General features: G+C 74.3%; 1 protein-coding gene. It reads right to left on the reverse strand.

Annotation, left to right across the window (positions count from 1 at the left end):
* Window positions 1–13 precede the first annotated feature (13 nt).
* The gene (locus tag OHS82_RS06585) at window positions 14–24,049 is read right to left on the reverse strand and encodes a type I polyketide synthase (protein ID WP_328433481.1); all 24,036 of its coding nucleotides are present in this window, start codon (window positions 24,047–24,049) and stop codon (window positions 14–16) included.
* Between the last annotated feature and the right edge of the window lie 272 nt (window positions 24,050–24,321).

Below are 24,321 nucleotides of genomic sequence, written 5' to 3' on the forward strand. Positions count from 1 at the left end.
ACCTGCGGGGCGCTCATGCGTCCCCCAGCTCGCGGTCGATCAGGTCGAAGAGGTCGCCCGCCGTCTCGACGTCGGCGAGCTCGTCGTCCCGTGCGGCGGGGACGGCGGCGGTCACGAGGGGCTCGCCCTGCCAGCGGGAGAGCAGCTCGCGCAGCCGGGCGGTGACCTTCTCGTGGTCCTCACCGGCCATGTCGGCGTCCGCCAGGGAGCCCTCCAGGCGGTCCATCTCCGCGAGGAGGGCCTGCGCGGTGCCGGGCGGCTCGGGCAGGGACAGTTCGTTCAGCAGGTACCGGGCCTGGGCCAGGGCGGTCGGGTAGTCGAAGACGAGGGTGGCGGGCAGCCGCAGGCCGGTGGCGGCGCCGAGCCGGTTGCGCAGCTCGACCGCCGTCAGCGAGTCGAAGCCCAGCTCCTGGAAGGTCTGTTCGGGATCGATGTCGGCCGCCGAGCCGTGTCCGAGGACGGCGGCGGCCTGCTCGGCGACCACGTCGAGGAGGAGCTGGTCGCGGTCCGCGGAGGGCAGCGGAGCCAGCCGGTCGGCCAGCGACTGCGGAGCCGCCGTGACGGGCGCCGTCCCGGCGGCCGTGGCGCGGCGCCGGGCGGGGGTGCGGACCAGGCCGCGCAGGAGCACCGGCAGGACGTCGTGGTGTTCGCGCAGCGCGGCCGGGTCCAGGTCCATCGGCAGCAGCGCGGCGCGGTCGGTGCCGGCGGCGGCGTCCAGGAGCCGCATGCCGGTGGTGGCGTCGAGCGGCGCCATGCCGGTACGGGCGTGCCGTTCGCGGTCGGCGTCGCCGAGTTCTCCGGTCATGCCCGCCTCGGGCAGCCAGGTCCCCCAGGCGAGCGACACGGCGGGCAGGCCCTGGGCGCGACGGCGGTGTGCGAAGGCGTCCAGGAAGGCGTTGGCGGCCGAGTAGTTGGCCTGTCCCGCTCCGCCGAACGTGCCGGCGACGGAGGAGAAGACCACGAATCGGGCGAGGTCGAGGTCGCGGGTCAGTTCGTGCAGCGCGACCACGGCGTCGACCTTGGGCCGCAGCGCTTCGTCCAGTCGGTCCGGAGTCATCGAGGACAGCACGCCGTCCGCGAGGACGCCCGCGGTGTGGATCACGGCAGTCAGCGCCCGGTCGGCGGGGACGCCCGCGAGGAGCGCGGCGAGCGCGGTGCGGTCGGCCACGTCGCAGGCGGCCACCGTGACGTCGGCTCCCAACTGGGCGAGTTCGTCGCGCAGTTCGGCCGCGCCGGGCGCGTCCGGGCCGCGCCGGCCGGCGATCAGCAGGTGCCGTACGCCGTGCTCGGCGACGAGGTGACGGGCGGTGATGCGGCCGAGTCCGCCGAGTCCGCCGGTCAGCAGGACCGTGCCGGCCGGGTCGAGTTCGGCCGGCAGGGTCAGCACGACCTTGCCGATGTGCCGTGCCTGGCTGACGAACCGGAAGGCGTCTGGCGCCCTGCGGACGTCCCATACGGCCATCGGCAGCGGCCTGAGCACGCCGCGCCCGAACAGGTCGGCCAGATCGGTCAGGATCTCGCCGATGCGGTCGGGGCCGGCCTCGATCAGGTCGAACGCCCGGTAGACGACGCCGGGATGGTCGGCGGCGATCTGTCCGGTGTCGCGTACGTCGGTCTTGCCCATCTCCAGGAAGCGGCCGCCGCGCGGCAGCAGCCGCAGGGAGGCGTCGACGAACTCCCGGGCCAGCGAGTCGAGGACGACGTCGAAACCGCGGCCGTCGGTGGCGTTGCGCAGCCGCTCCTCGAAGCCGAGGTCGCGGGAGGAGGCGGTATGGGCGTCGTCGAGGCCGGCGGCGCGCAGCGCGTCCCACTTGGCGGGTGACGCGGTTCCGTAGACCTCGGCGCCGAGGTGCCGGGCGAGCTGGACGGCGGCCGAGCCTACGCCGCTGGCCGCCGCGTGCACGAGAACGCTCTCGCCGGGTTCGAGTCCGCCGAGGTCGACCAGCGCGTAGTAGGCGGTGAGGTAGGCGATGGGGACGGTCGCGGCCTCGGCGAAGCTCCAGCCCTTCGGGATGCGCGTGACCATCCGGGCGTCGGCGACCGCGACGGGCCCGAAGGCGCCGGCGAACATGCCCATCACCCGGTCCCCGGGGGCGAGGGCGGTCACCTCGGCGCCGACGCCGGTGACCACGCCGGCGCCCTCCAGGCCGATCGCGGTGGCGTCGCCGGGGTACATGCCGAGCGCGGTGAGGACGTCGCGGAAGTTGACGCCGGCGGCGCGCATCGAGATGCGCACCTCGTTGGGGGCGAGCGCCGCGTCGACCTCCGGGCAGGCCTCGAGACGCAGGCCGTCCAGGCTGCCCCTGTGTTCCACGCCCAGCCGCCAGGCGGCGGTGCCGGCGGGCGGCAGGAGGGCGCGGTCGGCGGCCAGCGGGACGATGTGCGGTGCGGCCACCGTCCCGTCCCGGACGACGAGTTCGAACGCGGCGTCGCCGAGCGCGGCGGGCAGTGCCCCCGCCGAGGCGTCGCCGCCGTCGGTGTCGGCGAGGACGAATCGGCCCGGGTTCTCGGTGCGGGCGGCCCGCACGAGGCCCCAGACCGCCGCCTGCGCCGGGTCGGCCGGCCGGGGGCCTGCGGGGACGGCGTCACGGGTGACGACGGCGAGCCGGGCGTGCGCGAACACCGGGTCGTCCGCCCACTGCCGGACGACGGCGAGCGCCTCGGCGAGGGTCGCACGGGTCGCGTCGACCAGGCCGCCGGCGTCGCCCGGGACGTCAGCCGTGACGGGCACGGCGTACAGGACGGTGTCGGGCACCTCCCCGGCCCCCGCCAGAGCGTCGAGGCCGGGGACACGGCGCACGGTGCGACCGGCGGCGCGCAGGGCGCCGGCCAGTGCCTCCGCCTCTTCCGCGCCGACGATCGTCCATGCGGCCGGCGCGACGGCGTTCACCGCGGCCACCGGCTGCCAGTCCAGTTCGTACAGGCCCTGACGGTCCGGGGCGCCGACGGTGGAGCCCGCCAGATCGCCGGTCAGCTCGCGCAGGGTGAGCGAGCCGACGGAGCCGACCGGGCGGCCCGTCGGGTCGGCGAGGGCGAGGCCGACGGCCTCCGGGCCCTCCTGGACCATCCGCAGCCGCAGCGCCGATGCTCCGACGGCGTCCAGGCGCACGTCGCTCCACGAGAAGGGCAGCCGTCCGGCGTCCTTCATGGGCACGAACATCACGGCGTGCAGCGCGGCGTCGAGCAGGGCCGGGTGCAGGTCGAAGGCATCGGCGGCCGGGGCGGCGTCCGCGGGCAGCTCGACCTCGGCGAACACCTCCTCGCCACGCGTCCAGACCCGGGTCAGCCCCTGGAACAGCGGGCCGTAGAGGTGGCCGCGGTCGGCGAAGGCCTCGTAGAAGCCGTCGAGCGGGACCTCCGTGCCGTGCTCGGGCGGCCAGACGGTGAAGTCGTACGGTGCGGCCGCCGGTTCGGCGGCGGTGAGCAGACCGCCGGCATGCAGGGTCCACGGTGTGCCGGCCTCGGCGGCGTCGGGCCGGCCGTGCACGGTCAGGGGGCGGGCGCCGGTGGCGTCCGGGGCCTCGACCCGTACCTGGACCTGGACACCGCCCTGGGCGGGCAGGGTGAGCGGGGCCAGGATCGTCAGCTCCGCGACCTGTTCGCAGCCGGTCCGGGCGCCGGCGTGCAGGGCCAGGTCGAGGAACCCGGTCGCCGGGAAGAGGGCGGTGCTGGTGAGCGCGTGGTCCTTGAGCCACGGGCTGCTGCCGAGCGCGAGCCGGCCGGTGAGGACATGGGTGTCGCCGTCGGCCAGTTCCACGGCCGCGCCGAGCAGCGGGTGGCTGCTCGCGCCCAGTCCGGCGGAGGTGACGTCGCCGAGGAGCAGGGGCGGCCCGGGCCAGAAGCGGCGGCGCTGGAAGGGGTACGTGGGCAGTTGCACGGTGCGGGCGGCGGCGCCGTCGAAGAGTCGCGGCCAGTCCACCGGCAGGCCGTGCGTGAAGGCCTGGGCGACGGCGTGGAGCAGCGTCTCGCGCTCGGCGCGGTCCTTGCGCAGCGACGGCACGAGGAGGGCGCCTTCGGCGTCCGGCAGGCAGCTCTGCGCCATCGCGGTGAGGGTGCCGTCGGGACCGACCTCCAGGAACCGGTCGACGCCGTGCTCGGCGAGCCAGCGGACGCCGTCGGCGAAGCGGACGGCCTCCCGCACATGGCGCACCCAGTACTCCGGGTCCTGGAGTTCGCCGTCGGCGGCGCGGCCGGTGACGTTGGAGACCACCGCCATCCGGGGCGCCTCGTAGGCGATGCTCACGGCGACCTCGCGGAACGCGTCGAGCATCGGCTCCATGAGCGGCGAGTGGAAGGCGTGGCTGACCCGCAGCCGGGTGGTGCGGCGCCCGTCGGCGGCGAGCGCCGCGGCGATGCGGGCGACCGGTTCCTCGGCGCCGGAGACGACCACCGAGCGCGGGCCGTTCACCGCGGCGATGCCCGCGTCGCGGATCCCCTCCAGCAGGGTCAGCACCTCGTCCTCGGTGGCTTCGAGCGCGAACATCGCTCCCCCGGAGGGGAGTTCCTGCATGAGCCGGCCGCGGGCGGCGATCAGGGCGCAGGCGTCCCGGAGGGAGAACACTCCGGCGACATGGGCCGCGGCGATCTCTCCGACGGAGTGGCCGGCGACGTGGTCCGGGCGGACGCCCCACGACTCCAGCAGGCGGTACAGGGCCACCTCGACGGCGAACAGCGCGGGCTGGGCCCACTCGGTGCGGTTCAGCTGCTCGGCTTCGCCGCCGAGGACGAGGTCGCGCAGTTCGTCGCCGAGGTGGGCGCAGACGGCGTCGAAGGCGTCTGCGTAGACCGGGAACGCTTCGTACAGTCCGCGTCCCATGCCGGGGCGCTGGGCGCCCTGCCCGGAGAACAGGAAGGCGGTCCTGCCCTCACCGCGGCGGGCGCCGGTGACCGTGTGCGGTCCGCTCTCGCCGGAGGCGATCAGCCGCAGTCCGTCGGTCAGCGCCGCCCGGTCGACGCCGAGGACGACGGCGCGGTGTTCGAAGGCGGTGCGGGTCGCGGCGAGCGACAGGCCGATGTCGGCGACGCTCGTGTCGGGCGACTCCCGCAGGTGCTCGAGGAGTCGGGCGGCCTGGTCGCGCAGGGCGTCACGGCTGCGTGCGGTGAGGACCCAGGGGGCGGGCGGGGTGTCCGCGTCATCGGCGTCGGCGTCGGACGTGTCGTGGGGTGCGTCGGCGACGCCTTCCAGGATGACGTGCGCGTTGGTGCCGCTGATGCCGAACGACGACACACCCGCACGCCGCGGACGCCCGCCCTCCTCCTCCCAGACCCGCGCCCGCGTCACCAACTCCACCGCACCGGCCGACCAGTCCACATGCGACGACGGCTCATCCACATGCAACGTCGCCGGCACCACACCGGACCGCATCGCCAACACCATCTTCATCACACCCGCCACACCGGCACCCGCCTGCGTATGACCCACATTCGACTTCACCGACCCCAACCACAACGGCCGATCCACCGAACGACCCTGACCATAGGTCGCCAACAACGCCTGCGCCTCGATCGGATCACCCAACCGCGTCCCCGTGCCATGCGCCTCCACCACATCCACATCCACCGCCGACACACCCGCATCCGCCAACGCCGCCCGGATCACCCGCTGCTGCGACGGACCGTTCGGCGCACTCAAACCATTCGACGCACCGTCCTGATTCACCGCCGAACCCCGCACCACCGCCAACACCGGATGCCCCAGCCGACGCGCATCCGACAACCGCTCCACCAACAACAGACCACCACCCTCCGAGAACCCCGTCCCGTCCGCCGCCTCCGCGAACGCCTTGCACCGACCGTCCACCGCCAACCCCTGCTGACGACTGAAGTCCACGAACAGACCGGGTGAGGCCATGACCGTGACGCCGCCGGCGAGGGCCAGGTCGCATTCGCCGCTGCGCAGGGACTGCGCGGCGAGGTGCAGGGCCACGAGGGAGGCGGAGCAGGCGGTGTCGACGGTGACCGCCGGGCCTTCCAGCCCGAAGGTGTAGGACAGCCGGCCGGAGACGACGCTGGCCGCGTTGCCGGTGAGCATGTAGCCCTCGAAGTCCTCGCCGGAGGCGGCGAGCATTCCGGTGTAGTCCTGGCCGTTGGTGCCGGCGAACACACCGGTCCGGCTGCCGCGCAGCGACCGCGGATCGATCCCCGCCCGCTCGAACGTCTCCCACGCCATTTCCAGCAGGAGCCGCTGCTGCGGGTCCATCGCCACGGCCTCGCGCGGCGAGATGTTGAAGAACGCCGGGTCGAATCCGCCCGCGTCGCTGAGGAATCCGCCGGTCCGGGTGGAGACGGCGCCGGCCTTCCCGGGCTCGGGGTGGTAGAGGGCGTCCAGATCCCAACCGCGGTCCTCGGGGAAGGGGGCGAGGCCCTCCTCACCGTCCAGGAGCATCCGCCACAGCTGGTCGGGGGTGCTGATGCCGCCGGGGAACCGGCAGCCCATGGCGACGACGGCGATCGGGTCGTCGTCGACCACGGTGCGGCGCGGGGCCACGTCCGGCGCGGCTGGTGCCGTGTCGTCGGCAACCTGGGCGAGCAGGAAGTCGGCCAGGGCCCGGCAGTCGGGGTGGTCGAAGACGAGGGTGCTCGGCAGGCGCAGGCCGGTGACGCGGTTCATGCCGTTGCGCAGCTCTATGGCGCTGAGCGAGTCGATGCCGAGGTCGGTGAAGGGACGTTCGGGTTCGACGGAGTCGGCCGAGGGGTATCCGAGGACGCTCGCGACGTGTCCGCGCACGATCTCCAGGGCGGCGTCGGCCCGTTCGTAGTCGGGCAGGGCCGTCAGGTGGGCGTGCAGCGAAGACACCTCGGCCGCGGCCGTGGTGTCCTGCGGTGCGGCCTGCAACGCCCTTCGTGCGGCGGGGAGTTCGTCGAGGAGGCGGGTCGGCCGCGGGGCGGTGAAGGACAGCGCGTAGGTGTCCCAGCGCAGGTCGGTGACGACGATGTGGGTGTCGCCGAGGTCGAGGGCACGGCCGAGGGCCTCGCAGGCCTCGGCGGTGTCCATGGGGTGCACTCCGTAACGGCGCATGCGGTCGCCGGCGGCGTCTCCCACCATGCCTCCCTCGGCCCACAGGCCCCAGGACACGGCCGTGGCGGGAAGGCCGGCGGCACGGCGTTCGGCGGCGAGGGCGTCGAGATACGCGTTGCCGGGAGCGTAGTTGCCGAGTCCCGCGCCGCCCAGGACGCCCGCGGTGGAGGAGAACATGACGAAGGCGGAGAGGTCGAGGTCGCGGGTGAGTTCGTGCAGGGCCCGGGCGGCGGCGGCCTTGCCGCGCAGGACCGGTTCCATGCGGTCGGCGTCGAGCGATTCGATCACACCGTCGTCGAGGGCGCCGGCGACGTGGAACACCGCGTCCAGCGGCAGGTCCACGGGCACCGCGGCGAGCAGGCCGGCGAGGGCGGTCCGGTCGGACACGTCACAGGCCGCGAGGGTGACGTCGACTCCCCGGGCGGTGAGTTCGTCCCGCAGGTCGACGGCGCCCGGCGCGTCGGCGCCACGGCGGCCGGCCAGCACGAGACGGGTCGCGCCGCGGTCGGCGAGCCAACGGGCGACGTGACCGCCCAGAGCTCCCGTGCCGCCGGTGACCAGCACGGTTCCGCGGGGCCGCCAGGTCTCGACGGGGACGTCCGCGCCCGGGGCGTGGACCAGCCGCCGGCCGTGGGCGCCCGTGGCGCGCAGCGCGATCTGGTCCTCCTGGCCGGCGTCGGCGAGGACGGCGGCCAGGCGGGTCGCGGAGCGGGAGTCGAGGTCGGCGGGCAGATCGATCAGACCGCCCCAGCGCTCGGCGTGCTCCATGGCGGCGACCCGGCCGAAGCCCCAGACGAGGGCCTGGGCGGCGTCCGGCGCCGGATCGGCCGCGCCCACCGCGACGGCGCCCCTGGTCGCGCACCACAGGGGTGCGTCGACGCCGAGGTCGCCGAGCGCCTGCACCAGGGCGAGCGTCGAGGCGAGACCGACCGGGACTGCCGGGTGGGCGGGGTGGTCGCGGGTGTCGAGTGCGAGCAGGGAGAGCAGGCCGTCGACGCGCCCCGTGTCCTCGTCGGCGGTGAGGAGGCCCGCGAGGGTGGCCCGGTCGGCGCCGCCGTCCGGCAGGACGATCCGCCGGACCGTGCGGGCGCCGCCCGCGGCCAGCGCGTCGGCGACCGCGTCGGCGAGCGCGGTGTGGCCGGCGGCGTCGGCGGGGGTGAGCAGCAGCCAGGTTCCGGTGAGGGTGGCCGGGCCCGGGTCGAGCGGTGTGAAGGCGACGCGGTAGCGCAGGGCGTCGGTGGTGGCCAGTGCCCGGCGGGCGCGCCGCCAGCTGCCCAGCGCGGGCAGCACGGTGCTGAGCGGGGCGTCGGCCGGCAGGTCGAGGGCGTCGGTCAGGCTCTCCAGGTCCTCCTGCTCCACGGTCTGCCAGAAGCGGGCCTCGACGGAATCGGCCGTGAGCCCGCCGTCGGCGGCGAGGTCGGCGGCGACAGTCTCCCGCAGGGTCGGCCAGTAACGCCGGTGTTCGAACGGGTAGGTGGGCAGGTCGGCGCGAGTGGCGCCGGTGCCGGCGAAGACCGCTTCGAAGTCGATGCCGACGCCGTGGACGTGGGCCTCGGCGAGCGCGCTGAGGAACTGCCTGAGGTCGCCCCGGTCGCGTCGCAGGGAACCGAGGACGGCGCCGTCCGTTCCGGCCGCGTCGAGGGTCTCCCGCAGTCCGACCGCGAGCACGGGATGCGGTCCGACCTCGACGAAGGTGCGGTGTCCGGCGGCGATCAGACCGCGCACGGCCTCCTCGAAGCGGACGGTCTCGCGCAGGTTGGCGTACCAGTAGTCGGCGGTCAGCCCGGTGGTGTCGAACCAGTCGCCGGTGAGGGAGGAGCGGAAGGGGATCTCCGCCTCCCGCGGCGTGATGCCGTCCAGTGCGGCGAGGACGGTGTCCCGGATCGCCTCGACCTGTGCGGAGTGCGACCCGTAGTCCACGTTGACCTTGCGGGCCCGGATGCCGTCGCCGGTGAGGGCGACGTGCAGTTCGTCCAGCGCGCCGGCCTCGCCGGAGACGACGACGGACGTGGGTCCGTTGACGGCCGCGACGGCGAGTCGGTCCGCCCACGGCGCCATGCGGGCGCGGGTGTCGTCGGCCGACAGCGGCACGGACATCATGCCGCCGGTTCCGGCGATGCCGGTGATGGCACGGCTGCGCAGGGCGACGACGCGGGCGCCGTCCTCCAGGCTCAGGGCGCCGGCGACGCACGCGGCCGCGATCTCGCCCTGGGAGTGTCCGACGACGGCGGCCGGACGGACGCCGTGGGCTTGCCACAGAGCGGCGGTCGCCACCATGACGGCCCACAGGGCGGGCTGGACGACATCGACGCGGCCGAGGTCGGCGGCGTCGTCGTCGCCCCGCAGCACCGCGGTCAGAGACCAGTCGACGTGCGGGGCGAGCGCCTGCTCGCAACGGTCGATCAGTTCGGCGAACACCGCTGACTCGTGAAGGAGTTCGCGGGCCATGCCGGCCCACTGGGCACCCTGTCCCGGGAACACGAGCACGGGTTCGTCGCCTCCGGGGAGGGCCGCGCCGACCACCGCGGGCGCGCTGAGCGGTCCGTCGGCGGCGAGCGCGGCGAGCGTCTCGTCGAGCCGGTCCGCGTCGTCGGCCAGGACGGCGGCGCGGTGGGCGAAGGAGGCGCGTCCGACGGCGAGGGTGTAGCCGAGGTCGGTGAGCGAGGTGCCGGGCCGGGCGCGCAGGTGGGCGCGCAGCCGGACGGCCTGGGCGCGCAGCGCGGCGGGCGTGCGGGCGGACAGCAGCACGGGGACGGCGGGCAGTGCGGCCCGCTCGGCGGGCAGCGCCGGCGCGTCGGGGGCCTGCTCGACGATGACGTGCGCGTTGGTGCCGCTCATGCCGAAGGAGGACACCCCGGCGCGGCGGGCGCGGCCGGTGACGGGCCAGGGCTGTTCCTCGCTCAGCAGCCGGACCCGGCCGGCGCTCCAGTCGACGTGCGGGGTCGGGTCGTCCGCGTACAGGGTGCGCGGCAGGATCCCTTCGCGCAGGGCCATGACCATCTTGATGACGCCGCCGACGCCCGCGGCGGCCTGGCTGTGCCCGATGTTGGACTTGAGCGAGCCGAGCCACAGGGGCCGGTCCTCGTCGCGGTCCTGGCCGTAGGCCGCGATCAGCGCCTGGGCCTCGATGGGGTCGCCGAGGGTGGTGCCGGTGCCGTGCGCCTCCACGGCGTCCACGTCCTTGGGGGACAGCCCCGCCGATGCCAGCGCCTGCCGGATGACCCGCTGCTGCGACGGCCCGTTGGGGGCGGTCAGACCGTTGGACGCGCCGTCCTGGTTGAGGGCGGAGCCGCTGACGACGGCGAGCACCTGGTGACCGTTGCGGCGCGCGTCGGAGAGGCGTTCCAGGACGATCATGCCGACGCCCTCGGCCCAGCTCGCGCCGTCGGCGTCGGCGGAGAACGGCTTGCAGCGGCCGTCCTCCGCGAGGGCGCGCTGACGGCTGAACTCGATGAGCGAGCCCGGCGTCGACATCACGGTGACACCGCCGGCCAGGGCGAGTTCGCATTCTCCCTGGCGCAGCGACTGCGCGGCCAGGTGCAGGGCGACGAGGGAGGAGGAGCAGGCGGTGTCGACGGAGACGGCCGGGCCTTCCAGACCGAGGGCGTAGGAGATGCGGCCGGACAGCACGCTGGGCGAGTTGCCGGTCCCCACGTAGCCCTCGAAGTTGTCGTCGGAGGCGGCGAGGATCGTCACGTAGTCCTGGTAGGTGACGCCGGCGAAGACGCCGGTGTCGGAGCCGCGGGCGGCGACGGGGTCGACGCCGGCGCGCTCCAGGGCCTCCCAGGACACCTCGAGGAGCAGACGCTGCTGGGGGTCCATGGCGAGGGCCTCGCGCGGACTGATCGCGAAGAACGCCGGGTCGAAGCTGCTCGCGTCGTGGAGGAACCCGCCTTCCCGGGTGTAGACCGTGCCCGGGTGGTCGGGGTCGGGGTGGTAGAGCCGCTCGGGACTCCAGTTGCGGTCGGTGGGCAGGGGCGAGATGCCGTCCACTCCGGCGCGCACCAGGTCCCACAGGTCCTCGGGCCCGGCGATGCCGCCGGGGTAGCGGCAGGCCATGCCGACGACCGCGATCGGGTCGTCGTCGACGGCACGGCGGACGCGGGCGGGCGCGCCGGTGACGACGGCCCCGAACAGGTCGTCGGCGAGGTGTCGGGCGAGGACGGCCGGCGTCGGGTGGTCGAAGACGAGGGTGGCGGGCAGGGTGACGCCGAGGGCCGCGCTGAGCCCGTTGCGCAGTTCGACCGCGGTCAGGGAGGTGAGGCCGAGGTCGGTGAAGGGCCTGGCGGGTTCCACCTCGTCGGGACCGCTGTGGCCGAGCACGGCGGCGACCCTGTCCCGGACGGTGGCGAGGAGCGAGCGCTCGCGTTCCGCGGCCGGCCGGCCGGCCAGCCGTTCGAGGAGGCTGCCGGGGGGCTGGGTACGGGCGGCGGCCCGGCGGCGGCCCGGTTCCGTGACGGGCACGGTCTCCGTGCGGGCTGCGGCCGCGGTGCTCGTGGGCGCTCCGGGCACCGGCCGCAGCAGCAGCGACCCGACGGTCAGGACGGGGTCGCCGACCGCGTCGGCGGCGGTGAGGGACAGCGTGTCCGCTCCGCTGCGCTCCAGGCGGACGCGGAGCGTCGTGGCGCCGGTGGCGAACAGCCGGACCGCGCCCGCGGAGAACAGCATGCGTCCCTCGCCCAGGCCGTCGAACGTCCCGAGGCCCAACGGGTGCAGGGCGGCGTCGAGCAGGGCCGGGTGCAGGTCGTGGCGGCCGGCGTCGGCCGTGGCGGACTCGGGGAGCGCGACCTCGGCGTACACGGCGGTCCGGTCCCGCCAGGCTGCCGACAGGCCCTGGAAGACGGGCCCGTAGTCGAGACCGGCCTCCCGCAGCCGCGTGTACAGCCCCTCGGTGTCCAGCTCCTCGGCGCCGGGCGGCGGCCATTCCGTCAGGTCGTGGTCCGGGGCCGGTTCGGTCTGCGCCGTGAGGACACCGGCGGCGTGCCGGTTCCACGCGGCGCCGGTGCCGGCGGCGGGGCGTGCGTGGACGGCGAAGGCGCGATCACCACGGGCGTCGGGCGCCTCCACCCGGATCTGCAGGGCGACGGCGTCGTGCTCGGGCAGTGACAGCGGGCGTTCCAGGACCAGTTCCCGGACCTGCGGGCAGCCCGCGTGGGCGCCGACGGCGAGAGCGAGCTCGAGGAAGGCGGTGCTCGGGACGACGGCCGTGCCGCCGATGCGGTGGGCGGCGAGCCAGCTCGCGGCCCGGGTGCCGAGGCGGCCGGTGAACAGCAGGGAGTCGTCGACGGCGGACGGGACGACCGCGCCGAGCAGGGGGTGGTCGGCGGGCATGAGTCCGGCGGCGGCCGGGTCGCCCCCCGCCGCCCCCGACTCGATCCAGTACGGCCGGTGCTGGAAGGCGTAGGTGGGCAGCTCCACCGGGCTGGCGCCGGGCGCGGTGGCGGCGAGCACGGCGCGCCGGTCGACGGGTGCGCCGTGGGCGTGCAGGGCGCCGACCGCGGTCAGGAACGTCTCCGCCTCGTCGCGGTCGTCGCGCAGCGTGGGCACGGCGAGCGGTGCGCTGCCCTGCCAGGACCCCTGTGCCAGGGCGGTCAGGGTGGTGTCCGGGCCGAGTTCGACGAGACGGACGACGCCGTGCTCCTCCAGGGCGGCGACCGCGTCGGCGAACCGTACGGCGTGCCGCACGTGCCGCACCCAGTACGCGGCGTCCGTCAGCAGTCCGGGTTCGGCGACACGGCCGGTGAGGTCGGAGACGACGGGGACGTGCGGCTCGGTGTACGCGACGGTGTCCGCGACGGCCCGGAAGTCGTCGAGCATCGGCTGCATCCGCGGCGAGTGGAAGGCGTGACCGACCCGCAGCCGGGTGGTCTTGCGGCCCTGCTCCGCGAAGTGGGCGGCGACGGCGAGAGCGGCGTCCTCGTCTCCGGAGACGACCACGGACCGGGGTCCGTTGACGGCCGCCACCCCGAGGGCCTCCTCGCACCCGGCGAGCAGCGGCAGCACCTCGTCCTCGGACGCCTGGAGGGCGATCATCGCGCCGCCCTCGGGCAGCGCCTGCATCAGCCGGCCGCGGGCGGCGACCAGGCGGCAGGCGTCGGGCAGGCTGAACACCCCGGCCACGTGGGCGGCGGCGATCTCGCCCACGGAGTGGCCGACCAGGTGGGTGGGCCGCGCCCCGAACGACTCCAGGAGGCGGAAGAGGGCGACCTCCACGGCGAACAGGGCGGGCTGGGCGTACTCGGTGCGGTTCAGGGTGTCCGCGTCGCCCTCGTGCACCACCTCGGCGAGAGGCCGCGGGAGGAGTCCGTCGAAGTGCCCGCAGACGGCGTCGAAGGCGTCGGCGTACACGGGGAACGCGTCGTGCAGTCCGCGGCCCATCCCCGGGCGCTGGGTGCCCTGTCCGGCGAACAGGAACGCGGTGCCGCCCCCGCCGAGGGTGTCCCCGGTGACCACGGCGGGGTTCGTCTCCCCCGAGGCGAGCGCGCGCAGTCCGGCCAGCAGTGCGGCGCGGTCGGAGCCGGTGACGACGGCGCGGTGTTCGAGCGGCGCGCGAGTGAAGGCGAGCGAGTGCGCGACGTCGGCGGCGTCGAGCAGCGGGCGCTGTTCCAGGTGGGCGAGGAGCCGGCTCGCCTGGTCGCGCAGGGCGGGTGCGCTGCGCGCCGCCAACAGCCACGGCAGCGCGGTCCGCGCGCGGTCCGTGCCGCCGGCGCGGGGGGCGCTCGGCTCGTGTCCGGCAGCGGCCGGTTCGGCGAGGACGACGTGTGCGTTGGTGCCGGAGACGCCGAACGCGGAGACACCGGCGCGGCGGGTGCGGTCGCCGGCGGGCCAGGCCACGGCCTCGTCCAGGAGGCGGACCCGACCGGTGTTCCAGTCGACGCGGGAGGAGGGGCGGCCGGCGTGCAGGGTGGCCGGCAGCATCCCGCCCCGCAGGGCGAGGACCATCTTGATGACGCCGACGGCTCCGGCGGCGGCCTGGGTGTGACCCAGGTTGGACTTGACGGAGCCGAGCCACAGGGGCCGGTCCTCGTCGCGGTCCTGGCCGTAGGCCGCGATCAGCGCCTGGGCCTCGATGGGGTCGCCGAGGGTGGTGCCGGTGCCGTGCGCCTCCACGGCGTCCACGTCCTTGGGGGACAGCCCCGCCGATGCCAGCGCCTGCCGGATGACCCGCTGCTGCGACGGCCCGTTGGGGGCGGTCAGACCGTTGGACGCGCCGTCCTGGTTGACGGCGGTCCCCTCGACGACGGCCAGCACACGGTGACCGTTGCGCCGGGCGTCGGACAGCCGCTCCACGACGAGGATGCCGACGCCCTCGGCCCAGCCGGTGCCGTCGGCATCCTGGGAGAACGCCTTGCACCGGCCGTCGGGGGCAAGGCCGCCCTGAAGGCTGAACTCGACGAAGGCGCCCGGGTCGGCCATGACCGTCACGCCTCCGGCGAGGGCCAGGTCGCTCTCGCCGGACCGCAGAGACTGCGCGGCCAGGTGCAGGGCGACCAGGGAGGAGGAGCAGGCGGTGTCGACGGTGACGGCGGGGCCCTCGAGTCCGAGGGAGTAGGCGATGCGGCCGGAGACCACACTGCCCGCCTGGCCCGTCAGCAGATGTCCGCCGAGGCCTTCGGGGATCTCCGTCAGACCGGTGGCGTAGCCGGAACTGCCGGCGCCGACGAAGACGCCGGTGCGCGAGCCCTTCAGGGCGGTGGGGTCGATGCCGGCGAACTCCAGCGCCTCCCAGGAGGTTTCCAGCACCAGCCGCTGCTGCGGGTCGAGCGCCTGGGCCTCGCGGGGACTGATGCCGAAGAACGCGGCGTCGAAGGCGGAGGCCCGGGTCAGGAAGCCGCCGGAACGGGTGTCGCTGACCTCGAGCAGGGACGTCAGGTCCCAGCCGCGGTCCTCGGGGAACCCGCCGACGGTGTCGCCGCCCGCGGCCAGCAGCTCCCACAGCTGGTCGGGGCCGTCGATGCCACCGGGCAGCCGACAGCCCATGCCGACGATGACCACGGGGTCGGTGTCGGCGATCCGTGCCGTGACCTCGTGCCGGACCTCGACGGTCCCGAACAGCACGTCCCTCAGGTGCTCGGCGACGGCGAGCGGCGTGGGATGGTCGAAGACCAGCGTGGTCGGCAGCGGGACGCCGGTCTCGGCGGTGAGGTCGTTGCGCAGTTCGACCGCGGTCAGCGAGTCGAACCCCATGTCGCGGAAGGCCCGTCCCACGGTGACCGCGGCCGGGTCGGCGTGGCCGAGCGCGGCGGCGGCACGACGGCACACCAGGTCGAGCAGGCCGGCGTCGCGCTCCTGCGCGGTGAGCGGCGCGAGGCGATCGCGCAGCGTGCTGCCCGCCGTCCGGACGGCGCCGTCCGCGGCCGGGGCCGCGGCCGTGCCGGCCGGCACGGCGAGCAGGGGGCTGGGACGGCCGGTGGTGAAGGCGGCCAGGAACCGCTCCCAGTCCACGTCGGCCACGACCACGGTCGTGTCCCGGCCGGCCAGTGCGCACTCGAGCGCGGTCAGCGCGGCAGCGGGATCGAGCGGCCGCAGCCCCCTGCGGATCAGCAGTTTCGCCGCCTCCTCGTCGGCGGCCATGCCCGTGCCGCCCCACGGCCCCCAGGCCACGGAGGTGCCGGCCAGGCCGCGGGCGCGACGGCGTTCGACCAGCGCGTCGAGGTGTGCGTTGGCGGCTGCGTACGCGGCCTGCCCGCCGCTCCCCCAGACGCCGGCGATCGAGGAGAAGGTCACGAAGGCCGACAGGCCGCTGTCACGGGTCAGCTCGTCGAGGTGGTCGGCGGCCACGGCCTTGGCCCGCAGCACGGCCGCGAGCCGGTCGGGCGAGCAGGCGGCGATGACGTCGTCGTCGAGGACGCCCGCGCAGTGCAGCACCGCGTCCACGGGGTACTCGACGAGGAGCTGCTCGACCGCTTCCCGGTCGCCCATGTCGCAGGCCACCACGTTCACCCGCGCACCGAGCTCGGCGAGTTGCGCGCGCAGCTCGTCCGCGCCGGGCGCCTCGGGTCCACGACGGCCGGTCAGCACCAGCTCGCGCGCCCCGCGCGCGACGGCCCAGTGCGCGACACGCGCGCCGAGGGCGCCGGTGCCGCCGGTGATCAGGACGCGCTCCGGGGACGTCCACTCCCCTGTGCCGGCGGGGACGGGTGCGGACACAAGCCTGCGGGCGTAGGCCTGGGCGCCGCGCACCGCGACCTGGTCCTCGTCGGCGGCCTCCAGAACGGCGGCGGCCTGAGCGAGGGCGCGTCGGTCCGGCCGTGCGGGCAGATCGAGCAAACCGCCCCAGACGTCCGGGTGTTCGAGCGCGGCGACCCGGCCGAAGCCCCACACGGAGGCCGACCCGGGCTCGACCGCTGCCTCGGTCCCGGCTCCCACGGCCACGGCGCCGCTGGTGACGATCCACAGCGGCGCGCTGAGGCCGGCGTCTCGGTGGCCCTGCACCAGGGTGAGGGCGCTGTCCACACCCGGCAGGCACGAGAGCACACCGGCGACGGGAACGCCGTCGGCCATGGCCGCGCCGAACAGATCGCGCAGGACCGTGCGTTCCCTGCCGGCGGCGCAGACCACGCGCTCGACTCCCGGCACGAACTCCTCGATGCCGGGCAGCACCTCGTCGTCACCGGCCTGCAGCAGCAGCCACCGACCGCTGACCGTCCGCTCGCCGTCCGTCGCCAGACGATCCCAACGGACGCGGTAGCGCAGCGAATCCACGGCGGTCCGCTCGAGCTGAGCACGCCGCCACTCCGCCAGCGCCGGCACGACACCGTTCAGCTCTCCGCCGTCGAGGCCGAGTACGCCGGCGAGTTCATCGGCGTCACCCTGATCGACGGCAGCCCAGAACGCGGCCTCCCCGGCCGTCACCGCGGCCGTCGCCGCAAGGGCCCTCTTCTTCACCTCGGGCCAGTACCGGGTGCGCTGGAAGGCGTACGTGGGCAGCGGCGCGGGGCGCACGCCGGCGAAGAACCCGTCCCAGCGGACGGGAAGTCCGCAGGCGTGCTGAGCGGCCATCGCCGCGAACAGGCCGTCGACTTCGGGGCGGCCCTTGCGCTGCACGGGAACGCAGAGGACACCGTCCCCGAGAGCGGTCCGGGCGAGTGCGGTGAGGGTGCCGTCGGGGCCGATCTCCAGGAATCGGGTCACGCCCTCGCCGGCGAGCACACTGATCCCGTCGGCGAACCGCACCGCCTCACGCACATGCCGCACCCAATAGTCCGCCGACGCCAACTCGCCCTCCACCGCGAGCCGCCCGGACACGTTCGACACCAACGGCACCGACGCAGAACCATAGGAGACACCCTCCGCGACCTCACGGAAAGCCTCCAGCATCGGCTCCATCAACGGCGAGTGGAACGCATGCGAGACCCGCAGACGAGACGTCCGACGGCCCAACGCCTTCAGCTCGGCGGCGATCTCGGTCACCGCTGCCTCGACACCCGCGATCACCACCGCGCGGGGGCCGTTCACCGCAGCGACCGACACCTCGGCCTCTCGGCCTTCCAGCAGCGGCAGCACCTCGTCCTCGGCCGCCTCCACCGCCACCATCACACCACCCGACGGCAACGCCTGCATCAACCGACCGCGCGCCACCACCAGAGCACACGCATCCGCAAGAGAGAACACACCCGCCACATGCGCGGCAGCGATCTCACCGACCGAATGCCCCATCAGGAAGTCCGGGCGCACCCCGAACGATTCGACCAGACGGAACAACGCCACCTCGACCGCGAACAACGCAGGCTGCGCCCACTGGGTACGATCCAGCAGCGCCACGTCCCCACCGAACACGACATCCCGCAACCCACCACCCACCTCGGCGCACACCGCGTCGAACGCCTCCGCGAACACCGGGAACGACGCATACAACCCACGCCCCATCCCCACCCGCTGCGCACCCTGACCCGAGAACAAGAACGCCGTCCGACCCTCGCTCACCGTTCCGGTGACAGTGTGGGAGCCGGCCTCGCCTGCCGCCAACGCTGCGAGAGCAGCGAGGAGTTCGGTGCGATCCCGGCCCCAGACGACCGCCCGGTCCTCGAAGGCGGTACGCGTCGCGGCGAGGGCGGCGCCGACCTCCGCGCAGTCGATGTCGGGGGTGGACCTCACGGCGTCCAGCAGACGGGCAGCCTGGGAACGCAAGGCGCCGGAGCTGCGTCCGGACAGCACCCACGGCACCACCGGCAGACCCGCACCCGCACCCTCACCCGCGCCCTCACCCTCAACCTCGTCCGCGGGCTCGGTCGGGGCCTGTTCGAGAATCACGTGCGCGTTCGTCCCGGACAGACCGAACGACGACACACCCGCACGCCTGGGACGCCCACCCTCCTCGGGCCACGCCCGCTGTTCCGTCAACAACTCCACCGCACCCGACGACCAGTCCACATGCGACGACGGCTCACCCACATGCAACGTCGCCGGCAGCACACCATGACGCAACGCCTGCACCATCTTGATCACACCGGCGACACCCGCAGCCGCCTGCGTATGACCCACATTCGACTTCACCGACCCCAACCACAACGGCCGCCCCTCCCCACGGCCCTGCCCGTAAGTCGCCAGCAACGCCTGCGCCTCGATCGGATCACCCAGCTTCGTCCCCGTACCGTGCGCCTCCACCACATCCACATCCACCGCCGACAGACCCGCCGACCCCAACGCCGCACGAATCACCCGCTGCTGCGACGGACCGTTCGGAGCCGTCAAACCATTCGACGCACCATCCTGGTTCACCGCCGAACCCCGCACCACCGCCAACACCCGATGCCCCAGCCGACGCGCATCCGACAACCGCTCCACAAGAAGAACACCCACCCCCTCACCCCACCCCGTACCGTCCGCACCCTCACCGAACGCCCTGCACCGACCATCCGCCGCCAGACCACCCTGACGGCTGAACTCCACGAAGGCACCCGGCGTCGACATGACGGTGACGCCGCCGGCCAGGGCCAGGTCGCACTCCCCCGACCGCAGCGCCTGCGCCGCCAGATGCAGAGCCACCAACGACGACGAGCACGCCGTGTCCACCGTCACCGCCGGACCCTCCAGACCCAGCACATACGACACCCGGCCCGACGCCACACTCGCCGCATTGCCCGTGCCGACATACCCGCCGAAGTCACCCTCCGACACACTCAACAACGCCGGATAGTCCTGACCGTTCGTCCCCACGAACACACCCGTACGACTCCCACGCAACGACCGAGGATCCACCCCCGCCCGCTCCACCGCCTCCCACGACACCTCCAACAACAACCGCTGCTGCGGATCCATCGCCAACGCCTCACGCGGCGACACCCCGAAGAACTCCGCATCGAACCCACCGACATCGGAGAGGAATCCACCGCGCGCTGTGTGGCTGGCGTACGGGTTGTCCGGGTCAGGGGCGAAGAGCAGGTCGAGGTCCCAGCCACGGTCGGTGGGGAAGTCCCCGATGCCCTCGCGGCCGTCCGCGAGCAGCTCCCAGAACTGTTCCGGGGTCTCGACGTCACCGGGAAAACGGCAGGCCATACCCACGATCGCCACCGGCTCGTCCACCGCGACCGCAGTGGTCCCGTACGGCGTTATGGCAGCGGCGGTCTCGTCCCCGAACAGCTCGGCGTGGAGGAACTCGGCCAGCGCCTGCGGGGTCGGATGGTCGAAGACCGCTGTCGTGGGGAGGGCGACGCCCGACACGGAGGCCAGGACGTTGCGCAGCTCCACCGCGATCAACGAGTCCACGCCCAGATCGCGGAAGGCCCGCTCCGCGCCGACCTGTTCGGTGCCGGCGTGTCCGAGTGCCGCCGCGGCCCGGGCGCGGACCTCGGTGACGAGTTCCCGCAGGCGCGCCTCAGGGGCGAGGCCGCGCAGACGCGCCTGGAGTCCGGTCGTGACGGTCTCGGCGGCGCCCCCGGGGACGACCGGGGCGCGGTACACCTCTCCGAGGAACGGGCTGTGCCGGACCGCGGTGAAGGCGGCGCCGAAGCGGCTCCAGTCGACGTCGGCCACGAAGGCCGCGGCAGTCGCGTCCCCAGCGGCGGCGGCGAGGGCGTCCAGGGCGCGGTCAGGGGCGAGGAGGCCCACACCGCCCCTCACTTGCCGGCCCTCCGCGTCGGCGTCGGCGGCCATGCCGCCGCCTGCCCACGGCCCCCAGGCAATCGAGGTGGCGGGCAGCCCCTCGCTCCTGCGTCGCTCCGCGAGGGCGTCCAACAGGGCGTTGGCGGCGGCGTAGTTGGCCTGTCCGGCGGAGCCGACCGTGCCGGCGAAGGAGGAGAAGAGGATGAAGGCGGAGAGCTCGCGGTTCCGGGTCAGCTCGTCCAGGTTGCGCGCGCCGGCGACCTTGGCGGCGAAGACCTTCTTGAAGGCGGCCGGCGTGAGGCCGTCGAGGACGCCGTCCTCCAGCGCCCCCGCCGTGTGGACGACCGCGTCGACAGGGTGGGCGTCGAGCAGCGCGCGCAACGCCTTGCGGTTCGTCAGATCCAGTGCTGCGAAGGTCACTTCGACGCCGGCGTCCAGTAGTTCGCCGCGCAGCTCCTCGGCGTCCGGTGCCCGGTCCCCGTTGCGGCTGACCAGGACCAGGTGCGCGGCGCCCGCCCGGGCGGCCCAGCGGGCCACTCTGGCGCCCAGCGCGCCTGTGCCTCCGGTCACCAGGACCGTGCCGGACGGCTGCCAAGCGGATTCCGGTGCCGGAGAGGCCGGGACCAGGCGGCGGCCCAGGAGTCCGCCGGAGCGGACCGCGGCCTGGTCCTCGCGCGGGCCGGCCGCCGTCGTGCCGTCGGCGAGCAGGGTGACCAGCCGGGCGGCCGTACGCCGGTCCAGGGTCGCGGGCAGGTCCACGAGCCCGCCCCAGCGGTCGGGGTGTTCCAGGGCGACGACACGTCCCAGGCCCCAGACGGCGGCCTGGTCGGGTTCCGGGGCCGGATCGCCGGCCGTGGCGGTGACGGCTTCCCGGGTCAGGGTCCAGAGCGGCGCCGAGACGGCGGCGTCTCCGAGGGCCTGGACGAGCACCGTGGTCGCGAGAACGCCGTCGGGCACGTCTCCGTTCCCCCCGCGCTGCAGGGCGAGGGTGGAGACGACGCCGGCGACCGGGGCGTCGCCGGCGGCCACGGCGATACGGCGCGCCAACTCGGCCCGGCCGTCGCTGTGGTGGTGCTCGACAGTGACCAGTTCGGCACCGGCGTCGTCCAGTGCGCCGGTCAGCGCGCCGTCCCAGCCGTCTGCGCCCGCCGAGGACACGGGCCTCAGGAACAGCCAGCGCCCGGAGAGCCGCGCGCCCTCGGGCAGGCCGGCGACCGTACGCCAGACGACACGGTGGTGCAGGCCGTCGACGGCGACGGCCGAGCCGTCCTCGGCGTAGGAACGTTCCAGCCAGAACCGGTCACGGCGGAAGGCGTAGGTGGGCAGCTCGACCGTCCGCGCCGCCGGGAGGAGCGTGGACCACGCCACCGCCGCGCCGCTCACATGCAGTCGCGCGAGGGCCGCCACGAAGTGCCGGGACTCCTGACCGTCCTTGCGGAGGACCGGCGCGCACAGCACGTCGTCCGCAGCGCTGTTCTGCGCGAGTGCGGTGAGGGTGGAGTCGGGGCCGATCTCCAGGAAACGGGTCACGCCCTCGGCAGCGAGCACACTGATCCCGTCGGCGAACCGCACCGCCTCACGCACATGCCGCACCCAATAGTCCGCCGACGCCAACTCGCCCTCCACCGCGAGCCGCCCGGACACGTTCGACACCAACGGCACCGACGCAGAACCGTAGGAGACACCCTCCGCGACCTCACGGAAAGCCTCCAGCATCGGCTCCATCAACGGCGAATGGAACGCATGCGACACCCGAAGACGAGACGTCCGACGACCTTGTGCCTTGAACTGGTCGGCTATCTCCGTGACGGCCGCCTCGACACCCGCGATCACCACCGCGCGGGGGCCGTTCACCGCAGCGACCGACACCTCCGTCTGACGGCCCTCCAGCAGCGGCAGCACCTCGTCCTCGGCCGCCTGGAGAGCGACCATCGCGCCACCCTCGGGCAACGCCTGCATCAACCGCCCCCGCGCCACCACCAGAGCACACGCATCCGCAAGAGAGAACACACCCGCCACATGCGCGGCAGCGATCTCACCGACCGAATGCCCCATCAGGAAGTCCGGGCGCACCCCGAACGACTCCACCAGACGGAACAACGCCACCTCGACCGCGAACAACGCAGGCTGCGCCCACTCCGTACGATCCAGCAGCGCCACGTCCTCACCGAACACGACCTCCCGCAACCCACCACCCACCTCGGCGCACACCGCGTCGAACGCCTCCGCGAACACCGGGAACGACGCATACAACCCACGCCCCATCCCCACCCGCTGCGCACCCTGACCCGAGAACAAGAACGCCGTCCGCCCACCCCGGGTCGTCCCGATCGTGGTGCGCGCGTCGGGCTCGCCTGTGGCCAACGCGGCGAGGCCGGCGAGGAGTTCGGTGCGGTCGTGGCCCTGGATCACGGCGCGGGCCTCGAAGGCGGTGCGGGTCGTGGCCAGGGAGGCTGCGAGGTCGTAGAGGTCGGTGTCCGGGCGCTCGGTCAGGTGAGCGGCCAGGCGACCCGCCTGACCGCGCAGCGCGGTCTCGTCGCGGGCGGACAGGAGCCACGGCAGGACCGGGAGGGCGGTACGGGGTTCCGGTTCCGGGGTGATCTCGTCCGAGGCGGGTTCGGGGGCCTGCTCGATGACGGCGTGGGCGTTGGTGCCGGAGACGCCGAACGCCGAGACTCCGACGCGGTGCGGGTGGTCGACGTGCGGCCAGTCGACGGGCCCGGTGAGCAGGCGGACGTGACCGGCGCTCCAGTCGACGTGTTGCGAGGGGCGATCGGCGTGCAGGGTGGGCGGCAGGACGCCGTGCCGTAGCGCGAGGACGGACTTGATCACGCCGACGACGCCGGCCGCGGCCTGGGTGTGGCCGATGTTGGATTTCGCCGAGCCGAGCCACAGCGGCCGGTCGGCGGTACGACCCTGGCCGTACGTGGCGAGAAGCGCCTGGGCCTCGATGGGGTCGCCGAGCGAGGTGCCCGTGCCGTGGGCCTCGACGGCGTCGATCTCGGACGCGGGCAGGCCGGCGTTGGCGAGGGCGGCGAGGATGACGCGCTGCTGGGCCAGGCCGCTCGGGGCGGTGAGGCCGTTGGAGGCGCCGTCCTGGTTGACCGCGCTGCCGCGCAGCACCGCCAGCACCTGATGGCCGTTGCGGCGGGCGTCGGAGAGACGTTCGACGACGATGGTTCCGGCGCCCTCGGCCCAGCCCGTCCCGTCCGCGTCGTCGGAGAAGGCCTTGCAGCGGCCGTCGCCGGCCAGGCCGCCCTGCTGCTCGAACTCGATGAAGGCGCCGGGGCTGGACATGACGGTGACACCGCCGACGACGGCGAGAGAGCACTCGCCGGAGCGCACCGACTGGGCGGCCAGGTGCAGGGCGACCAGGGAGGAGGAGCAGGCGGTGTCGACGGTGACGGCCGGGCCCTCCAGCCCCAGGGTGTAGGCGACACGGCCGGAGAGGACCGACATGGAGTTGCCGGTGAGCAGATGGCCCCGGACGTCGTCGGGCACCTCGCGCAGCCCGGAGGTGTAGCCCTGGTCGCTGCACCCGACGAACACTCCCGAGCGGCTGCCCCGCAATGTGGCGGGATCGATGCCGGCGCGCTCGAAGGCCTCCCAGACCACTTCGAGCAGCAGACGCTGCTGCGGGTCCATCGCGAGCGCCTCGCGCGGGGAGATGCCGAAGAAGGCCGGGTCGAACCGGTCGGCGTCGTCGAGGAATCCGCCACGGCGACGCCCGGCAGCGGCGCCGTCCGGCCCGGGCGCGGTGGACCAGCCCCGGTCGGCGGGCCAGTCGGTCACCGCGTCGGTCCCGTCGACCAGCAGGTCCCAGAAGTCGTCGGGGGTGCGGACGCCGCCGGGCAGACGGCAGCTCATGCCGACGATGGCGACGGGCTCCTGCTCGCGAGCCTCCAGCTGCCGCAGCCGGCGGCGGGTGTTGTGGAGATCGACGGTGACCCGCTTGAGGTAGTCCCGAAGCTGCGCTTCATTCGTCATGGACTGCCCCCATGCTGATCGGTTCTGTGACGGAACGTGTCCCCGCGCGTGGTCGGCGGGCCCGGTGGGCGTCCGACTGCTGGTGTGCTCCTCGAGCGGTGGGGACAGCATGACCCGGCCCGGGAGCCTTTCTCGGCACCCGGCCGGGTTCTCTGGGGAAACCCTTGGAAATCATGAGCCCGCCGCCATTCACGCAGGCCGGAGCAATGGCCGGTCGGACGACCAGGACGTGCCGGGGCCCCGAACCGCCGTTTCGTCTACGGGAGTTCGGG

Origin of the sequence: Streptomyces sp. NBC_00425 (assembly GCF_036030735.1) — a bacterium.
Lineage (GTDB): Bacteria > Actinomycetota > Actinomycetes > Streptomycetales > Streptomycetaceae > Streptomyces.